At 72.4% G+C, this 18,630-nt stretch carries 11 protein-coding genes and 3 pseudogenes; 12 read left to right on the forward strand and 2 right to left on the reverse strand.

The genetic code is table 11. The annotated features are described in order from the left end of the window. Nucleotides 1–166 precede the first annotated feature (166 nt). The 5 genes and pseudogenes from KJS59_RS10830 to KJS59_RS32180 form a co-directional block, all read left to right on the forward strand. Nucleotides 167–1,537, forward strand: a complete 1,371-nt coding sequence (locus tag KJS59_RS10830; protein WP_213452655.1) for a TldD/PmbA family protein — start codon at nucleotides 167–169, stop codon at nucleotides 1,535–1,537. 242 nt (nucleotides 1,538–1,779) lie between these two features. Next, on the forward strand, nucleotides 1,780–2,595 hold the full coding sequence (locus KJS59_RS10835) for a hypothetical protein (RefSeq protein ID WP_213452656.1): 816 nt from the start codon (nucleotides 1,780–1,782) through the stop codon (nucleotides 2,593–2,595). Nucleotides 2,596–2,605: 10 nt separating this feature from the next. Then, nucleotides 2,606–4,516, forward strand: coding sequence for a fumarate reductase/succinate dehydrogenase flavoprotein subunit (locus tag KJS59_RS10840; RefSeq protein ID WP_213452657.1), 1,911 nt, complete (start codon nucleotides 2,606–2,608; stop codon nucleotides 4,514–4,516). Further along, a pseudogene (locus tag KJS59_RS10845) lies at nucleotides 4,516–5,268 on the forward strand (succinate dehydrogenase/fumarate reductase iron-sulfur subunit); the annotation flags it as partial. The gene KJS59_RS10840 and the pseudogene KJS59_RS10845, both read left to right, overlap by 1 nt. Nucleotides 5,269–5,343: 75 nt before the next feature. Further along, a pseudogene (locus KJS59_RS32180) lies at nucleotides 5,344–5,529 on the forward strand (succinate dehydrogenase/fumarate reductase iron-sulfur subunit); the annotation flags it as partial. 205 nt (nucleotides 5,530–5,734) lie between these two features. Here the strand turns inward: KJS59_RS32180 and KJS59_RS10850 are convergent. Then, nucleotides 5,735–6,118: a (deoxy)nucleoside triphosphate pyrophosphohydrolase gene (locus KJS59_RS10850; RefSeq protein ID WP_213452674.1), complete on the reverse strand. Its 384-nt coding sequence runs from the start codon at nucleotides 6,116–6,118 to the stop codon at nucleotides 5,735–5,737. Between the two features lie 239 nt (nucleotides 6,119–6,357). On the opposite strand from KJS59_RS10850, the gene KJS59_RS10855 reads away from it, so the two are divergent. After that, nucleotides 6,358–6,678 (forward strand): 4a-hydroxytetrahydrobiopterin dehydratase, encoded by a 321-nt coding sequence (locus KJS59_RS10855; RefSeq protein WP_213452676.1) that lies wholly within the window; start codon nucleotides 6,358–6,360, stop codon nucleotides 6,676–6,678. A gap of 13 nt (nucleotides 6,679–6,691) precedes the next feature. Here KJS59_RS10855 and ychF read toward each other — a convergent pair whose 3' ends face one another. Then, complete coding sequence (gene ychF, locus KJS59_RS10860; RefSeq protein WP_213452680.1) at nucleotides 6,692–7,780, reverse strand: redox-regulated ATPase YchF; 1,089 nt, start codon at nucleotides 7,778–7,780, stop codon at nucleotides 6,692–6,694. A 507-nt stretch (nucleotides 7,781–8,287) separates the two neighbouring features. Between ychF and KJS59_RS32185 the strand changes: the two are divergent. The 6 genes and pseudogenes from KJS59_RS32185 to valS form a co-directional block, all read left to right on the forward strand. Beyond that, nucleotides 8,288–9,448 (forward strand): annotated as a pseudogene (locus KJS59_RS32185) (bifunctional transcriptional activator/DNA repair enzyme AdaA); the annotation flags it as partial. A 677-nt stretch (nucleotides 9,449–10,125) separates the two neighbouring features. Beyond that, the gene (locus KJS59_RS10870; protein WP_249714048.1) at nucleotides 10,126–10,623 is read left to right on the forward strand and encodes a methylated-DNA--[protein]-cysteine S-methyltransferase; all 498 of its coding nucleotides are present in this window, start codon (nucleotides 10,126–10,128) and stop codon (nucleotides 10,621–10,623) included. Between the two features lie 123 nt (nucleotides 10,624–10,746). Further along, nucleotides 10,747–12,447, forward strand: a complete 1,701-nt coding sequence (locus tag KJS59_RS10875; protein ID WP_213452746.1) for an ABC transporter ATP-binding protein — start codon at nucleotides 10,747–10,749, stop codon at nucleotides 12,445–12,447. Further along, nucleotides 12,447–14,297 (forward strand): ABC transporter ATP-binding protein, encoded by a 1,851-nt coding sequence (locus tag KJS59_RS10880; protein ID WP_213452684.1) that lies wholly within the window; start codon nucleotides 12,447–12,449, stop codon nucleotides 14,295–14,297. The genes KJS59_RS10875 and KJS59_RS10880 overlap by 1 nt, the downstream gene beginning before the upstream one ends. Nucleotides 14,298–14,411: 114 nt before the next feature. Next, nucleotides 14,412–15,923 (forward strand): trypsin-like serine protease, encoded by a 1,512-nt coding sequence (locus tag KJS59_RS10885; RefSeq protein ID WP_213452686.1) that lies wholly within the window; start codon nucleotides 14,412–14,414, stop codon nucleotides 15,921–15,923. A 111-nt stretch (nucleotides 15,924–16,034) separates the two neighbouring features. Continuing rightward, nucleotides 16,035–18,590, forward strand: a complete 2,556-nt coding sequence (gene valS / locus KJS59_RS10890) for a valine--tRNA ligase (RefSeq protein ID WP_213452688.1) — start codon at nucleotides 16,035–16,037, stop codon at nucleotides 18,588–18,590. Nucleotides 18,591–18,630: the final 40 nt, after the last annotated feature.

Below are 18,630 nucleotides of genomic sequence, written 5' to 3' on the forward strand. Positions count from 1 at the left end.
AGCGCCCGGAGCGCGCCGGACCGAAGGACCGGCGGCCGCGCAGGAAGCACCGCAGTCGCGAACGAAAGGCAGACACCGTGAGCGCGAGGAGCGCCCGCAGCGCGCCGGACCGAAGGACCGGCGGCCGCGCAGGAAGCACCGCAGTCGCGAACGAAAGGCAGACACCGTGAGTGAGCTGGATGTCGCCGCCCAGGTGCTGGAGTTGGTCCGCGCGGCGGCGGGCGGCGCGGAGGCCGAGGTGTCGGTGGACCGCAGCGTGTTGGCGCTGACCCGGTTCGCCACCTCCCACATCCACCAGAACGTCGCGGACGACACGACCTCGGTCCGCTTGCGGCTGCACCTGGCGGGGCGCACGGCGAGCGGCACGACCACGGTCACCGACCCGGCGGGGCTGCGCGGCCTGGTCGAGCGGACCGTCGCGGCGGCCCGGCTCTCGCCCGCCGACCCGGGCTGGCCGGGGCTGGCGCCGCCCGCCCCGGTGCGGGAGCAGACCTGGGACGAGGCGACCGCACACGCCACGCCGGCGGAGCGGGCGGAGCGGGTCCGGGACTTCGTGGCGGCGGCGGAGGGCATGCAGACCGCCGGGTACTGCCGCACGGTCCGGTGGACGGGAGCGTTCGCCAACTCGGCCGGGCACTGCGCGACCGGGCGGACCGCGAGCGCGGCGCTGGACGGCATCGCCCGCCGGCCGGGGGCCGACGGGGTGGCGCGGCTGCTCGCCGGGCGCCTGTCGGAGGTGGACGGCGTGGTGTTGGGTGCCCGCGCGGCGGCCAAGGCGGCGGCGGGCGCCGACCCGGTGGAGTTGCCGCCGGGGCACTACGAGGTGGTGATGGAGCCGAACGCGGTCTCCGACCTGCTGAACAACCTGGCCCTGTTCGGCTTCAACGGCCGGCTGGTCACGCAGCGGCGCTCGTTCGCGGAGCCGGGCGCGGACCAGTTCGACCCGTCGCTCACGCTGCTGGACGACCCGGTGCTGACCGCGCCGTACGACTCGGAGGGCACGCCGAAGCGAACGATCCCGCTGGTCGAGGCGGGGCGGACCGTGGCGGTCGCGCACGACCGGCGCAGCGGGGCCGAGGCGGGTTCCGCGTCGACCGGGCACGCGCCGCCGGACGGGCCGAGCAGTTGGGGCGCCATCCCGCTGGACATGGCGCTGGCCCCGGGCGACCCGGATGCCCCGCCGGCCGCCGAGGTCGCCGGCCCGGTGGTGGACAGTTCCGCCGCCGAGTTGGTGGCGAAGGTGAGCCGGGGTCTGCTGGTGACCGACCTCTGGTACACGCGGGTGCTGGACGAGCGGACGCTGGCGGTCACCGGGCTCACCCGCAACGGGGTGTGGCTGATCGAGGACGGTGTTGTCACCCGCCCGGTCCAGAACTTCCGGTTCACCCAGTCGTATCCGCGGGCGCTGGCGCCGGGCGCGGTGCTGGGCGTGGGGGCCACCGCGGCCCGCGTACCGGACAACTGGGCGCTCGGCGGGTACCTCGCGCCCGCCCTGCACCTGGCGTCGTGGCACTTCACGGGCGGTGCCTCCGGCTGACCGGCGGCCGGGGGCGCGGGCGTCGTTTTTCGGTGCGCGGTAGTGAAGTTATGCACAACGACGCCCTAAACGCGCGCTCTGGCTTCCTTACGGCCGTCTTACGGGCGAGACTCTCCCTTCGCACGTTCCCCACACCACGCGGCGTAACGTGTGCACAATGCGGACGCTGGTAGCGCGGCCGGAGGCCGAGGCGTGCCGGACGCGCCGCGCCCGCTGATCACCCGCCCGTCAGGGAGAACAACATGACGACGACGGCAACGAGGCCGGCCGCTGGTGCCCGGCCACGCGCCGCAATCTTGGCGAAGACGCTACGGACCGACCGGTGGTGGGCCAGCCCCCTCGGGATCGCGATCATCCTGGCGATCTTCGTGATCTACTCGACCGTCCGCATCTTCATGGGCAAGCACTACTGGGTGGGCGAGGGGCACTACCTCACCCCGCTGTACTCGCCGTGCGTCAGCAAGTCCTGTGTACCGGGCTCGTCGCACTTCGGTACCCCGCTGCCCAAGTTCCCGTTTTTCATCCCGCTGGGCGCCCTGGTGTTCCCGATCGTGGCTGGCTTCCGGGTGACCTGCTACTACTACCGCAAGGCCGGCTACCGGTCGCTGTGGCTGTCGCCGCAGGCGTGCGCCGTGCGCGAGCCGCACGCCAAGTACACCGGCGAGACCCGCTTCCCGCTGATCTTCATGAACTCGCACCGGTACTTCTTCTACCTGGCGAGCCTCGTGCTGCTGATCAACATCTACGACGCCGTGCTGGCCTTCCACGGCCGGGACGGCGGGTTCGGCCTGGGCGTGGGCACGCTGATCATCTGCGCCAACGTCGCCCTGCTGGCCGGCTACACGCTCTCCTGCCACGCCTGCCGCCACGTGGTCGGGGGGCGGCTCAAGCACTTCTCCAAGCACCCGCTGCGGTACCGGTTCTGGACCTTCGTGTCGAAGCTGAACGGCCGGCACGGCACCTTCGCGATGGCTTCGCTGCTCAGCGTGATGATCACTGACGCGTACATCATGGCGGTCTCCGCGCAGTGGATCACCGACCTGCGGATCTTCAACTAGGGGCCCGGCGATGACGACCAATCGAATCGAACGACACCACTACGACGTGGTCGTGATCGGCGCCGGCGGCGCCGGCCTGCGCGCCGCGATCGAGGCCCGGCTGGCGGGCAAGCGCACCGCGATCATCTCCAAGTCGCTGTTCGGCAAGGCCCACACGGTCATGGCCGAGGGCGGCGCCGCGGCCGCGATGGGCAACGTGAACAGCAACGACAACTGGATGGTCCACTTCCGCGACACCATGCGCGGCGGGAAATTCCTGAACAACTTCCGGATGGCCGAACTGCACGCCAAGGAGGCGCCGGAGCGGATCTGGGAGCTGGAGACCTACGGCGCGCTGTTCGACCGCACCAAGGACGGCAAGATCTCGCAGCGCAACTTCGGCGGCCACGAGTACCCGCGGCTGGCGCACGTCGGCGACCGGACCGGCCTGGAGCTGATCCGCACCCTCCAGCAGAAGATCGTCTCGCTCCAGCAGGAGGACAAGCGGCAGTACGGCGACTACGACGCCCGCATCCGCGTCTTCGCCGAGACCACGATCACCGAGCTGATCCTGGACGGGGACCGGGTCGCCGGCGCGTTCGGGTACCGCCGGGAGGACGGCGAGTTCCTGCTGTTCGAGGCGCCGGCGATCGTGCTGGCGACCGGCGGCGTCGGCCGCTCCTACAAGGTCACCTCGAACTCGTGGGAGTACACCGGCGACGGGCACGCGCTCGCCCTGCGCGCCGGCGCGAACCTGATCAACATGGAGTTCCTCCAGTTCCACCCCACCGGCATGGTCTGGCCGCCCTCGGTGAAGGGCATCCTGGTCACCGAGTCGGTCCGCGGCGACGGCGGGGTGCTGAAGAACTCCGAGGGCAAGCGGTTCATGTTCAACTACGTCCCCGACGTGTTCCGCAAGCAGTACGCGGAGACGGAGGAGGAGGCGGACCGCTGGTACACCGACCCGGACCACAACCGGCGCCCGCCGGAGCTGCTCCCCCGGGACGAGGTGGCCCGCGCGATCAACGCCGAGGTGAAGGCCGGCCGCGGCTCCCCCGCCGGCGGCGTCTACCTGGACGTCTCCACCCGGATGCCGGCCGAGACCATCATCAAGCGGCTGCCGTCGATGCATCACCAATTCAAGGAACTGGCCGACGTCGACATCACCAAGGAGGCCATGGAGGTCGGCCCGACCTGCCACTACGTCATGGGCGGGGTCGAGGTGGACCCCGACACGGGCGCCACGATCGGCCAGGTGCGCGGCCTGTTCGCCGCGGGCGAGGTCTCCGGCGGCATGCACGGCTCCAACCGCCTCGGCGGCAACTCCCTGTCCGACCTGCTGGTCTTCGGCAAGCGGGCCGGCGAGTACGCGGCGGCCTACGCCGACTCGCTGCCCGCCCGCCCGAAGGTGTCGCAGGCCCTGGTCGACACGGCGGTGGACGCGGCGCTGGCGCCGCTGTCCCGGGACGGCGAGAACCCGTACACCCTCCAGCAGGACCTTCAGGCGGTCATGGGCGACCTGGTCGGCATCATCCGCCGCCGGGGCGAACTGCAGGACGCGCTGGTCCGGCTGGCCGAGCTGAAGGAGCGGGTGGCGAAGGTCAGCGCGAGCGGCGGCCGGCGGTACAACCCTGGCTGGCACCTGGCGCTGGACCTGCGCAACATGCTGGTCGTCTCGGAGTGCACGGCGAAGGCCGCGCTGGAGCGGGAGGAGTCCCGCGGCGGGCACACCCGGGAGGACTTCCCGGCGATGGACCCGAACTGGCGCCGCCTGAACCTGGTCACCTCGCTGGAGGGCGACGAGGTGCTGCTCTCCCGCAAGCCGGTGCCCGAGATGCGCCCGGAGCTCATCACCCTGTTCGATCGGGTTGAGCTGTCGAAGTACCTGACCGACGAGGAGCTGGCCGGCTTTGACGCCCTGGCCGAGGAGGCGAGCAACTGATGGGCACCAAGCGCCACTTCCGCGTCTGGCGGGGTGATGAGAACGGCGGCGACCTGCAGGATTACCAGGTCGAGGTGAACGAGGGCGAGGTGGTCCTGGACGTCATCCACCGGCTCCAGGCCACCCAGGCGCCCGACCTGGCCTGCCGCTGGAACTGCAAGGCGGGCAAGTGCGGCTCGTGCTCCATGGAGATCAACGGTCGCCCCCGCCTCGGGTGCATGACCCGGATGTCCACCTTCGAGGAGAACGAGACCGTCACGGTCACCCCGTTGCGCACGTTCCCGATCGTCCGGGACCTGGTCACCGACGTCGAATTCAACTACGTGAAGGCCCGGGAGACCCCGGCGTTCGCGCCGCCCGCGGACCTCGAGCCCGGCGAGTACCGGATGCAGCAGGTCGACGTGGAGCGCTCGCAGGAGTTCCGCAAGTGCATCGAGTGCTTCCTGTGCCAGAACGTCTGCCACGTGGTCCGCGACCACGAGGAGAACAAGCGCGCCTTTTCCGGACCGCGGTACTTCATCCGCGCCGCCGAGCTGGACATGCACCCGCTCGACGCCAAGGGCGACCGCAAGGAGTACGCGCAGGCGCAGCAGGGTCTCGGGTACTGCAACATCACCAAGTGCTGCACCGAGGTATGCCCCGAGCACATCAAGATCACGGACAACGCGATCATCCCGATGAAGGAGCGCGTCGTCGATCGGCGGTACGATCCGATCGTGAAACTTGGGCGCAGGATCTTCCGCCGGGATCAGCTCGAGGAGCAGGGCACGCGGCCCGGTCCGCTGCTCGCGCAGGAGCCGAGCCACCACGCCGAGCCCGGCGCGGACGGGGTCAAGTGGAACCGCCAGGTCGCCCAGGGCCAAGCGGCCGCGGTGGACGAGAACGGCCGCCTCCCGCTGTCGGAGTTCACCTTCGACCGCGCGGCCGCCCCGTCCCCGTTCGGCGACGATGTGACCTTCCCGCTCCCGCCGGACGACCTGAACTACCACCATTCCAATAAGTGGGACACCTGACGGGTCCGATCCGACAATGACCATGAGCGCCGGCTGGGCCCCTCGCGGCCCAGCCGGCGCTCGCGTTTCCACCGCCCGCCCCGGTGACTGCGGGGCCCCTCAGGGGGCAGTCTGAGGGAATGCGGCAACGGATCCGGACGCCCTCCACGCCCCGTCTCCGTACCCCCGGCTCAGCCGTCCCTCGCCCGGCGAGCAGGGGCATCGCTCAGCTGGCGAGCAGGGGGCGGAGGGCGGCGACGATCGGGGCGTCCGCCGGCAGCCAGACCACGCTGTCCAGCTCATCCGCCGCCAGCCAGCGCAGTTCGCCATGCTCCAGCGCCTGCGGCCGGTCACCGTGCACCAGGCGCGCAAGGTACACCTTGAGGACGGCCCGCCCGTGCGCCAACCGCACGTCGTCGCCCACCCGGTCGCCGACGTGCACGCGCGCGCCAAGCTCCTCCACACACTCGCGGACCAGCGCGTCGACCTCGGTCTCGCCCGGCTCCACCTTGCCGCCGGGGAACTCCCACCGCCCGGCCACCTCGGGCGGGGCCGACCGCTCGCAGGCCAGCACGCGCCCGTCCGCCACGATGGCGGCACCCACGATCACCCTCAGTCCGGCCGGCGACACGCCAGAGTCGGGACTGACCCCCCGTTCGGTATGCACGACGGGTAAGCCTGCCAGATCAATCGGGCGTTCGGGTAGGTCATGCCGTCCAGTAGGTGGGAGATGAGGGGTTTGTGGGCGTCGACACATCCGCGGTGCGGCGGCAAACTGGGAGCACCGACCGTAGTGACAATACGGCGACGATTTGGCCACAAGCCGGCAACGACGCCTGGAGGTGAGTCATGCGCGCAACCTGGAACAGGAACCCTCGGCACGACTACCTCAACGACGCACTGGCTCTCCTCACCGGGTGGACGCGCGACGGCCGAGAGATCAAGCGGACCCTCCTGCTGGACGAGCACCAGCACGCCGCCCTGACCGAGCGCATCAAAGTCGTCGCGGACGCGTTACAACTGCGCCCGCGGATCAGCCGCCGCAACGGCCACACCCAGATCCGGGTCGGCGCCCAGGACGGCGACAACCTGACCGCCGGCGAAGTGACCCTGGCGGCCCGCATCGAGGACGCCTACCGCACCGTCACCGGCGACGCGTCGAGCGCCTAGCTCCCGTCCGGGGTCAGACGTTGAAGCGGAACTCGACGACGTCCCCGTCCCGCATGATGTAGTCCTTGCCCTCGATGCGGACCTTGCCGGCCGCCTTCGCCGCCGCCATCGACCCGGCTGCCATCAGGTCGTCGAACGAGACGATCTCCGCCTTGATGAACCCGCGCTGGAAGTCGGTGTGGATGACGCCCGCCGCCTCCGGGGCGGTCGCGCCCACCGGGATCGTCCAGGCGCGCGCCTCCTTCGGCCCGACGGTCAGGTACGTCTGCAGCCCCAGCGTGCGGAACCCGACCCGGATCAGCTGGCTCAGCCCCGGCTCCGGCTGCCCGATCGCTTCCAGCAGCTCCCGCGCCTCGTCCTCCGGCAGGTCGATCAGCTCGCTTTCGACCTTCGCGTCCATGAACACGGCCTCGGCCGGCGCCACCAGCGCCCGCAGCTCGTCGAGGAACTCCGCGTTGGCCAACTCCTCCTCGTCCACGTTGAACACGTAGAGGAACGGCTTCGTGGTGAGCAGGTGCAGCTCCCGCAGCTCCGCCAGGTCGATCCCGGCCGCTGCGGCACCCGCGTACAGCGTGGTACCGGAATCCAGCACCTCGGCGGCCTTCTTCGCGGCGGCCACCATCGGCGCCCGGTCCTTGCGGGTCTTGGCCTCCTTCTCCAGCCGCGGCAGCGCCTTCTCGAGCGTCTGGAGGTCGGCCAGGATCAGCTCGGTGTTGATCGTCTCGATGTCGTCGGCCGGCGAAACCTTGCCCTCCACGTGCACCACGTTCGGGTCCGAGAACGCGCGGACCACCTGGCAGATCGCGGACGCGTCGCGGATGTTCGCCAGGAACGCGTTGCCCCGCCCCTGCCCCTTCGACGCGCCGCGCACCAGCCCGGCGATGTCGACGAACGACACCGGCGCCGGCACGAGCCGCTGCGACGAGTACAGCTCCGCCAGCTTCTCCAGCCGCTCATCCGGCAGCCCCACCACGCCCACGTTCGGCTCGATCGTGGCGAACGGGTAGTTCGCGGCGAGCACGTTCGCCTTGGTCAGCGCGTTGAACAGGGTGCTCTTGCCGACGTTGGGCAGGCCGACGATGCCGATGGTCAGGGAAGACATGCGTACGCAGCCACTCTCTCGATCTGCGCCCGGCGCGGGGCGGGCGTGTGCCGTGGTCCGGCCAACCCGCCAAGTCTACGGGCCGCGTACCGCGCCCACGCCGCCTGTCGCGGCCCGGCGGCCCACCCCATCCGCCAACAGGCCCGCACCCCGCAACAGAAGCACCGCGCGACGACGCAACTCCTGCGCGCAGCTCCCCACGCGCCGCGACACCCTCCCGAACGCGCCTCCGGCGCCCTCTCCCCGCGACCCCACTCCGCGCACCCTCTCGCCGCGACCCTGCTCCCGGCCCCTCTCCGTGCGCCCCGTCCAACGTCGCGCGGAGATCTTTGTATGGATCTGGCCGAAAATCGGCGTGTCTATGCCGGCCGGGGCGCGACGCGGCGCACAAGCCGCCTGGGTATCGGCGACGGTGCCCGTGGTGCGGCGCGAGAACTCCCCGGCACCGGGGCGCTCGTGTCCGTTTTCCGCGAGCGTCCCGGGTGCCGGGCGGGCATGATCGATCGCGTGGAGATGGACTTCGACCGGTGTTACCGCGCCGTGGACAGCCGGGACCAGCGCTTCGACGGCTGGTTCTACACCGCCGTCACCTCCACCGGCATCTACTGCCGCCCGTCCTGCCCGGCCGCCACGCCGAAGCCGGCGAACGTGCGGTTCTTCCCGACCGCCGCCGCGGCGCAGCGGGCCGGTTTCCGCGCCTGCAAGCGCTGTCGCCCGGACGCCGCGCCCGGCTCGCCCGCCTGGGACGTCCGGGCCGATCTGGTTGCCCGGGCGATGCGCCTGATCGCGGACGGCGTGGTCGACCGCGAGGGGGTGCCGGGCCTGGCTCGCCGCCTCGGCTACACCGAGCGCCACCTCAACCGCATGGTCACCGCCGAACTGGGCGCCGGGCCGCTCGCGCTCGCCCGCGCCCAGCGGGCCCAGACCGCCCGGACGCTCATCGAGACGACCGGGCTGGGGCTGGCCGAAATCGCGTTCGCGGCCGGCTTCGGCAGCGTGCGGCAGTTCAACGACACGATCCTTCAGGTGTACGCGGCCACCCCCTCCGCGCTGCGCGAGGCGGCCGTGGGCCGGGCCGGCGCCGGGGGTACCGGCACGGTCAGCCTGCGCCTGGCGTACCGCCCGCCGCTGCACGCCGGCTCGCTGCTGGAGTTCTTCGCGCACCGCGCGATCCCCGGCGTCGAGTCGGTGGAGCACGGCACGTACCGGCGCGCCCTCGCGCTGCCCCACGGCCGGGCGACGGTGGCGCTGACCCCGCAACCGGGGTACGTGGCCGCGACGCTGCACCTCACCGATGTGCGGGACCTGGCCCCGGCCGTCGCCCGCTGCCGGCGGTTGCTGGACCTGGACGCCGACCCGGTCGCCGTGGACGCCACCCTGGCCGCCGATCCCGTGCTCGCCCCCTCCGTGGCGAAGGAGCCGGGGGTCCGGCTGCCGCGCGCCGTCGACGGCTTCGAGATGGCGGTCCGGGCGATCGTCGGCCAGCAGATCTCGGTCTCCGCCGCCCGCACGGTCCTGGCGAAACTCGTCACCGCCGCGTCGGCGGCGCACACCGCTGCCTCGCACCCGACCCTCGTGCCGCACCCGGACGGCTCGCCGCGCACGGGATGTACGGCAGCGGGTGACGCGCCGCGCCCGGCGCTAACGGCGCCGGACGATGCGCCACGCACGGCAAGCACGGCGGCCGGCGATGCCTCGCGCATGACACCCACCGCGAGCGACGATGCCCCACACGTGACACCCACCGCGGCCGACGATGCCCCACCCATGACACCCACCGCGAGCGACGATGCCTCGCACACGGCACCCACCGCCAGCGGCGATGCCCCAGACATGACACCTACGGCGAGCGACGATGCCGGCACCGCGCCCACGGCGGCCGACGGTGCCCCGCGCGCCCGCGCGAACGGGGCGAGCAGGGCCCGCGCGCTCACGGCGAACGGCGACGCCGGCGGTGCGGTGCCCGACCTGGTGCCGTTCCCCACGGCCGCGCAGGTCGCGGAGTTGCCGGACGCCGCCTTCGCGATGCCGGCCGCCCGCCGGGAGACCATCCGCGGGCTGGCGCGCGCCGTCGCGGCGGGCTCCCTCGATCTGGACCCGGGCGCCGACCGGACGGAGACGGAGCACCGGCTGCTGGAGTTGCCCGGGATCGGCGCGTGGACGGCGGGATACCTCGCGATCCGTGCGCTCGGCGACCCGGACGTCTTCCTCCACACCGATCTGGGGGTCCAGCGCGGCGCCCAGGAACTCGATCTGCCGATGACCACCCTCGCCGCGTACGCCCAGCGCTGGAGCCCTTGGCGCTCGTACGCCGTAATCCGCCTATGGAGGCATGCGTGAACAGTATGACCATGACGACTCCCGCCGGCCCGCTGACCATCCTCGCCGGCGATGACGGCGCCGTCCGTGCCGCCGGTTTCACCGTGGACGTGGAGGCGCTGCTGCCCCTCGTCCACCCGGACCTGCGCGCGGCGCCGCGCCCGCGTACCGATCTCGGGCCGGTGACCCGGGCGGTCGCCGCCTACTTCGACGGGGATCTCGGCGCGCTGGACGCGGTGCCCGTCCACCAGCGCACCGGCGGCCCGTTCATGGCCCTGGCCTGGCAGGAGATGCGCACGATCAAGCCGGGCGAACCCATCACGTACACCCGGTTCGCGGAGCTGGCCGGCCGGCCCCGCGCGGTGCGGGCGGCCGCGGCGGCCTGCGCCCGCAACGCCGCCGCGCTGTTCGTCCCGTGTCACCGGGTGCTGCGCACGGACGGCGGCCTCGGCGGGTACCGGTGGGGTCTGGCCGTGAAGAAGTGGCTTCTCGGTCATGAACGACCCTTGACCGAAATGGATTAGTGGTACGCCAGTTCGAACAGTTACGGTCGCAGGGTGCACGATGGGGATGACGGACAACCGGCCCGGCATCCGCTGCACAACCTCTGGCGGGTAAGCCGCTACCTGCGGCCGTACACGGGGAGCATGATCCTGCTGCTCCTCTGCGCCGGTGGTGCCACCGCGGCGGGAATCGCGGTACCGATGGTGGTGCGGCGGGTCATCGACGGTCCGGTCCAGGACGGTGACACGGAGGGCGTGGCCCTGCTCGGCGCGCTGGCCCTGGTGCTCGGAGTCGTCGAGGCGGCGCTCATATTCGTGCGGCGGTGGGTGCAGTCCAGCACCTCCCTCGCGATGGAGACCCAGATCCGGGACGACCTGTACGCGCACATGCAGCGCCTGCCGGTCGCGTTCCACCACCGGTGGCAGTCCGGGCAACTGCTCTCCCGGGTCACCACCGACCTGGGCGTGCTGCGCCGGTTCCTGTCGTTCGGGCTGGTGTTCCTCATCGTCAACAGCGCCACCTACGTCGTCGTGGTCGCGCTGCTGGTCCACCTCCACTGGCCGCTCGGCCTGATCGTCGCGGCCAGCGCGGTGCCGCTGTTCCTGCTCAGCAAGCGGTTCACCCGCGACTACCTGGTCGCCTCCCGCCGGATGCAGGACCAGCTGGGCGACCTCGCGACGCTCATCGAGGAGTCCGCGCAGGGGCTGCGCACCATCAAGGCGTTCGGCCGGCGGTCGTTCATGGCCGAGCAGTTCGCCGCCGCCGCGGGCACCCTGCGCGACACGGCCGTGGGCAAGTCGGTGCTGGTCGCCCGCACGTCGGCCCGGTTCGAACTGGTGCCCAACCTGGCCCTGGCCGTGGTCCTGGTGGCCGGCGCCGTGGTGGTGGCCGACGGCGGCATGACCATCGGCGGACTCGTCGCGTTCGTCTCGCTCCAACTCATGCTGGTCTGGCCGGTCGAGTCGCTGGGCTGGATCATCGCGAACGGCCAGGAGGCGATGACCGCCTCGGACCGCATCTTCGAGGTGCTGGACATTCCTCCATCCATCGTGGACCGGCCCGGCGCCGTCGCCGTCGGGCGGGTGGAGGGCCGGCTGCGGTTCGAGAACGTGGGCTTCACCTACCCGGGTACCGGTCAGCCCGTGCTGTGCGACGTGAACCTGGAGATCGAGCCCGGCGAGACGCTCGCCCTGGTGGGCGTGACCGGCTCGGGGAAGACCACCCTCGCGTCGCTGGTTCCGCGGCTCTATGACGTCACCTCCGGTCGGGTCACCCTCGACGGCACCGACGTGCGGGACCTGCGGCTGGATTCGCTGCGCGCCGCGGTCGCGGTGGCCTTCGAGGATCCGGTGCTGTTTTCCATGTCGGTGCGCGAGAACATCGCCCTGGGCCGCCCGGACGCCACCGACGCCGACATCGGGGAGGCGCTGGCGGTGGCGCAGGCCGAGTTCGTGTACGACCTGCCGTGGGGGCTGAACACCCGCATCGGCGAGCAGGGGCTCTCCCTCTCCGGCGGGCAGCGGCAGCGGTTGGCCCTGGCCCGCGCCGTCCTCGGGCGCCCGCGGGTGCTCGTCCTGGACGACCCGCTCTCGGCGCTGGACGTGCACACCGAGGCGCTCGTGGAGCAGGCGCTCGCGCGGGTGCTCACCGGCAGCACCGCGCTGCTGGTCGTGCACCGACCCTCCACGGTGGCGCTGGCGGACCGGGTCGCGCTGCTGGAGGACGGCCGGATCAGTGCCGTGGGCACCCACTCCGAACTGCTCGCCACCGTGCCCGCGTACCGGGCGGTGCTCTCCGCCGCCGCCGAGCAGGACCCCGACGATCTGGGGCTCGTGGTCGGCTGATGGCGGACGCACCGGTGAACCTGGATGCGTGGCGGGGCCGGGCGGCCGACGCCGACGCCGAGCGCACGGCCGCCGAGGCACCCGACGAGCGGTCGGTGGTCCGGTTGCGCGCCCGCAGCCGCCGGCTGCTCGGCAGCCTGCTCGCCTCGCACAAGCGCCCGCTCGCCTGGGCGGTCGCCCTGCTCCTGCTGCAGAACGCCGCCGCGATGGCCGGCCCCTACCTGGTGATGCTCGGCATCGACCACGGCATCCCGCCGCTGCACGACCACGGCGACGTCACCGTGCTGGTGGCGGTCGCCGTCGCGTTCCTCGGCGCCGCGGCGGCCGAGTATGTCGGCAAGCGCTGGTTCCTCACCCTCTCCGGCCGGATCGGCCAGGCCGTCCTGCTGGACCTGCGCCGCCGCGTCTACGACCACTTCCAGCGCCTGTCGGTCGGCTTCCACGAGCGGTACACCTCGGGGCGGGTGGTGGCCCGGCTCACCAGCGACATGGATTCCATCGCCGAACTGGTGGACGGCGGAATCGACGACCTCGTGCTGGCCGGCCTCTCCGTGCTCAGCGTCGCCGGCATCCTGCTCTGGCTGGACCCGCCGCTGGCGTTTCTGACGCTGCTGTCGTTCCCGTTCCTGATCCTCCTGTCCCGCTGGTTCGCGCTCGCCTCGGCCGTCGCCTACCGACGCACCCGCGAGGCCGTCGCGCTGGTGATCGTCCACTTTGTGGAGTCGCTGGGCGGCATAAGGGCGGTGCAGGCGTTCCGCCGGGAGCCCCGCAACCAGGAGATCTTCCGCGCGGTCAACGACGACTACCGGCGGGCGAACCTCACGGCGTGGCGCCTGATCGCCAAGTACGCGCCCACGCTGAAGCTGATCGGCAACGTCACGATCGCGGTCGTGCTCACCTACGGCGCCTACCGGGTGCTGCACCAGCAGACCGAGATCGGTGTGCTCGCCGCGTTCCTGCTCTACCTGCGCCGGTTCTTCGAGCCGATGCAGGAACTGAGCCAGTTCTACAACGCGCTGCAGTCCGCGACCGCCGCGCTGGAGAAGCTCTCCGGCGTGCTCGACGAGCGCCCCACGGTCGGCGAGCCGGCTCGCCCGACACCGCTGCGCGGCCCCCGCGGCAACCTCGATTTCCGCCGCGTCGGCTTCGCCTACCGCGGCACCGACGCCGTGCTCGACGGCCTCGACCTGCGCATCCCCGCCGGCCAGACGGTGGCCCTGGTCGGCGCGACGGGCGCCGGCAAGTCCACGATCGCCAAGCTGGTGTCGCGCTTCTACGACCCGGTGCACGGAACGGTAACCCTGGACGGGGTGGACCTGCGCGAGATCTCCGACACCGACCTGCGCCGCGCGGTGGTGCTGGTGACCCAGGAGAACTACCTGTTCTCCGGGACGGTGGCCGAGAACATCCGGTTCGGCCGGCCGGACGCGAGCCAGGGCGAGGTGGAGGAGGCGGCCCGGGCGATCGGCGCGCACGAGTTCATCGCGGCGTTGCCGGACGGCTACCAGACCCAGGTGCACAAGCGCGGCGGCCGGCTCTCCGCCGGTCAGCGGCAACTCGTCGCGTTCGCGCGGGCCTTCCTCGCCGACCCGGCGGTGCTGATCCTCGACGAGGCCACGTCCTCGCTGGACCTGCCGAGCGAGCGGCTGGTCCAGCGGGCGCTGCGCACGATCCTGCGTGACCGCACGGCGCTGGTCATCGCGCACCGGTTGTCCACGGTGGAGATCGCGGACCGGGTGCTGGTGATGGAGGCGGGCCGGCTGGTCGAGGACGGGCCACCGGCGCTGCTGATCGACCGGGGCGGCCGCTACGCCACCCTGCACAACCAGTGGCGTGAGTCGCTTGTCTGAGCGTTGCGGGCCACCGGGCCTCCGCCGCCGGCTCGCGGCGCCGCGGGCGGTAACCGTACGGATCGGGGCTCTGCCGACCCAACCCGATGCCATAGACTCACCGAGGTCCATGGGATGGGGGAGGCGGATCTGATGGGCGGCAGGCGGCTGGCCCTTCTGGGCGCGGCGACCGCACTCCTGCTGGTCGCCCCGGCCGCGACCGTGGCCTCCGCGTCCGTCCCCGGCGCCGTACCCCGGGCCGTCTCGTCGGTCGAGCAGGCGCCCGGCTCCGTCGCCTACCTGCGAAACACCTACCGCCTGAGCGAGGGCGAGGCGCTGCGCCGGCTCGACCTCCAGGCCGCCTCGGTGGGCCTGGCCAACGAACTCGCCGGCCGCTTTCCCGCCGACTTCGCGGGCATGTGGCTGGACCAGATCGGTGGCGGCGTTCTCCGGGTGGGCATGGTGCACCCGGAGAAGCTCGGCCCGGCGGTCGCCGCCCTGCCCGAGGCGCGGTACATCAAGCCGGTCCGCGCGACCCGGTCGTTGCGCCAGCTCACGGTCACCGCGCAACGGCTGGCGGCCGCGCTGGGTACCACGGTCGGCACCGACGTGACCGTCGACCAGCCCACCAACTCCGTGATCGTCTACACCGGAGATCGGATCGAGGCGGCCGACCCCGGGCTCGCCGCCGCACTCGGCGCCCCCGAGGAGCGCACCCAGGTGCTCGATCGCGGCGCCGCCGGGATCCGGTACAAGTCGTGCGACCCGCGGTACTGCGCCCAGGCCCCGATGCGCGGGGGCATCCGGCTCGACGTGACCCGCGACGACGGCACCCACGACGGCTGCACCACCGGCTTCAACCTCATCGCCGCGGGCACCGGTACCCGGTATGTGGTGACCGGCGGGCACTGCGTGACCTCGGAGTCGCGCCAGAAGACCGACGCGACGTCCCATCAGCTGTACGGGCCGAACTGGCCGGTCAACGTCGCGGAGGCGGGCCTCGCCGAGAACGCGTTCCCGCTGGACTACGCCGTCCTGCCGTACCAACCGGACGCGGCCGCCCGTTGGCTGCCCGCCCCGAGCGGGCCGATCTTCGCCACCGACAACCTGGTCAACTTCTGGTGCGTGGAGCCGGGCTGCGCCGCCCGTCCGGACGTGCCGATCACCGGCTACCACCTGTACTCCGCGGTGAAGGTGGGGTGGGTGGTCTGCGCGACCGGCTCCGCGTACACGCCCTCGCCGGACGAGCGGTACGTGGACTCCGGGGCCGGCGCCGGCTACCTGCCGGGCACCCGCTGCGGCGAGATCACGGGCCTGAACGGCGGCGTCCAGGTGCGGATCTGCGCCCGGCCGGGCGACAGCGGCGGCCCGCTGTTCGAGGAGGCCACGGGGAAGGCGATCGGGATCCTGTCGTTCGGCGACCCGGGCCAGGGGCCGTGCACCAACCCGGACGAGCACAACAGCTACGCGCCGATCTCGAAGATCCTGGACCGGGTCAACGCGCAGGTGCCGGGGCGCGACTTCCGGCTGGTCACCGAGCCGTACACCACCGAGCCCTACCTGACCGAGCCATACAGCACCGGGCCTTATGCCACCGAGCCGGACACCGCCGAGCCGGACACCGCCCAGTGGCAGCCTGAGCCCTAGCCGGGCGAGCGGAGGGCCCCACCGCCCCGCCGCGCCCATCGGGCTCCGGCGGCCCTCCGGTCGCCGGCAAACCGGTCGCCCGACCCACCTCACCGTCCGTAGCATCGACGCATGACTGATACGGCGAAGACCGCGCGCGCCGGTCTTCCCGAGCGTCCGAGCCTGGACGGTCTCGAGGAGAAGTGGGCGCGCCGCTGGCAGGAGGAGGGCACGTACGCGTTCGACCGCTCGAAGGAGCGGGCGGACGTATACGCGATCGACACTCCCCCGCCGACCGTATCGGGCGAGCTGCACATCGGGCACGTCTTCTCGTACTCGCACACCGACCTCGTGGCCCGCTTCCAGCGGATGCGCGGCAGGGCGGTCTTCTACCCGATGGGCTGGGACGACAACGGGCTGCCCACCGAGCGCCGGGTCCAACTGTTGTACGGCGTGCGGTGCGACCCGTCGCTTCCGCACGACCCGGCGTTCCGGCCGCCTGAGAAGCCCTCCCGGGACCGGCCGGTGCCGGTGGACCGGGAGAACTTCGTCACGCTGTGCAACGAGGTCACCCGCCGGGACGAGCAGGCGTTCGAGGCGCTGTGGCGCCGGCTGGGCCTCTCGGTCGACTGGTCCCACACCTACACCACCATCGGGCGGGCCGCCCGGGCCGCCTCGCAGCGTGCCTCTCTGCGCAACCTGACGCGGGGCGAGGCGTACAGCGCGGAGGCGCCGACCCTGTGGGACGTCGGCTTCCAGACCGCCGTGGCCCAGGCCGAACTGGAGGACCGGGAGATCGCCGGCGCCTACCACCGGCTGCGGTTCGCCGGGCCGGACGGGCGCGAGGCGCTGGTCGACACCACCCGGCCCGAGCTGCTGCCGGCCTGCGTGGCGGTGCTCTGCCACCCCGGCGACGAGCGGTACGCGGACCTGGTGGGGCAGACCCTGCGCACCCCGGTCTTCGGGGTCGAGGTGCCCGTCCACGCGCACCCACTGGCCGACCCGGAGAAGGGCACCGGACTGGTCATGGTCTGCACCTTCGGGGACCTGACCGACGTCACCTGGTGGCGCGAGCTGCGGCTGCCCACCCGGGTGGTCATCGGGCGGGACGGCCGGCTGCTGCCGGAACCACCGGACGGGGTTCCCGCCGAGCCCTACGCCGCGCTGGCCGGGCGCCGGGTGACCGCCGCGCGGCGGGAGATGGTGGCGCTGCTGACCGCCGCCGGTGACCTCGTCGGTGAGCCGCGGCCGATCAGCCACGTGGTGAAGTTCTACGAGCGGGGTGACTCCCCGCTGGAGATCGTGGCGAGCCGGCAGTGGTACATCCGCAACGGCGGGCGGGATCCGAAGCTGCGCGAGCGGCTGCTGGCCCGCGGCCGGGAGCTGCGGTGGGCACCGGAGCACATGCACCGGCGGTACGAGCACTGGGTGAACGGGCTGACCGGCGACTGGCTGATCAGCCGGCAGCGCTTCTTCGGGGTGCCGGTGCCGATCTGGTACCGGCTCGACGACGCTGGCGAGCCGGACCACCTCCACCCTCTCACGCCGGACGAGCACGCGCTGCCGGTTGACCCATCCTCGGACGTGCCGGCGGGGTATACGGCCGGGGACCGGGGCCGCCCCGGCGGCTTCGTCGGCGACCCGGACGTCATGGACACCTGGGCCACCTCGTCGCTGACGCCGCAGATCGCCGGCGGCTGGGAGCGCGACGCGGACCTGTTCGCCCGGGTGTTCCCGATGGACCTGCGGCCACAGGGCTCCGAGATCATCCGGACCTGGCTGTTCAGCACGGTGGTCCGCTCGCACCTGGAGCACGGCGCGCTGCCCTGGGGCGACGCGGTGATCTCGGGATGGATCCTGGACCCCGACCACAAGAAGCTCTCCAAGTCCCGCGGGAACGCGGCGATCACGCCGGTCTCGCTGTTGGAGCGGTACGGCTCCGACGCGGTGCGGTACTGGGCCGCGGGCGGGCGGCCGGGCGCCGACCTCGCCTTCGACCCGAACCAGCTCAAGGTGGGCCGGCGGCTGGCCACCAAGGTGCTCAACGCCGGCCGGTTCATCCTCGGGCTCGGCGCGGCCGACTCCGCGGGGCGGCCGGTCACCGAGCCGCTCGACCGGGCGATGCTCGCCGAGCTCGCCGCCGTGGTGGACCAGGCCACGGCGGCGTTCGAGCGGTACGACCACACCGGCGCGCTGCAGGCGGTCGAGGCGTTCTTCTGGACGTTCTGCGACGACTACATCGAGCTGGTGAAGGAGCGCGCGTATCGCGAGCCGGACGAGGCGACGCACTCCGCGCGGGCGGCGCTGGCGACCGCGCTCGGCGTACACCTGCGACTGCTCGCGCCGTTCCTGCCGTTCGCGGCCGAGGAGGTCTGGTCGTGGTGGCGGCCCGGCTCGGTGCACCGGGCGCCCTGGCCCGGCCGGCACGAGGTGCTCGGCGACCAGACCGCCGGCGACGGCGAACTGCTGCGGCTCACCAGCGCCGCGCTGACCCAGGTGCGGCGGGCGAAGTCCGACCGGAAGCTGTCCATGCGGGCGACGGTGCCGCTGGCCGAGGTGCTCGGCCCGGCGGACGTGCTGCGCCGGCTGGCCGAGGCCGCGGCCGACCTGCGCGCCGCCGGCCGGATCGACCGGCTGGACCTGCTGCCCGACCGCGCCCCGGAGCTCGTGGTGGCCTGCGCGTTCTGAGCGGGGCCACCGTCGTGCGCGCCGGAGCGTCCAGGCGATC

The organism is Rhizomonospora bruguierae, assembly GCF_018397995.1.
GTDB lineage: Bacteria > Actinomycetota > Actinomycetes > Mycobacteriales > Micromonosporaceae > Rhizomonospora > Rhizomonospora bruguierae.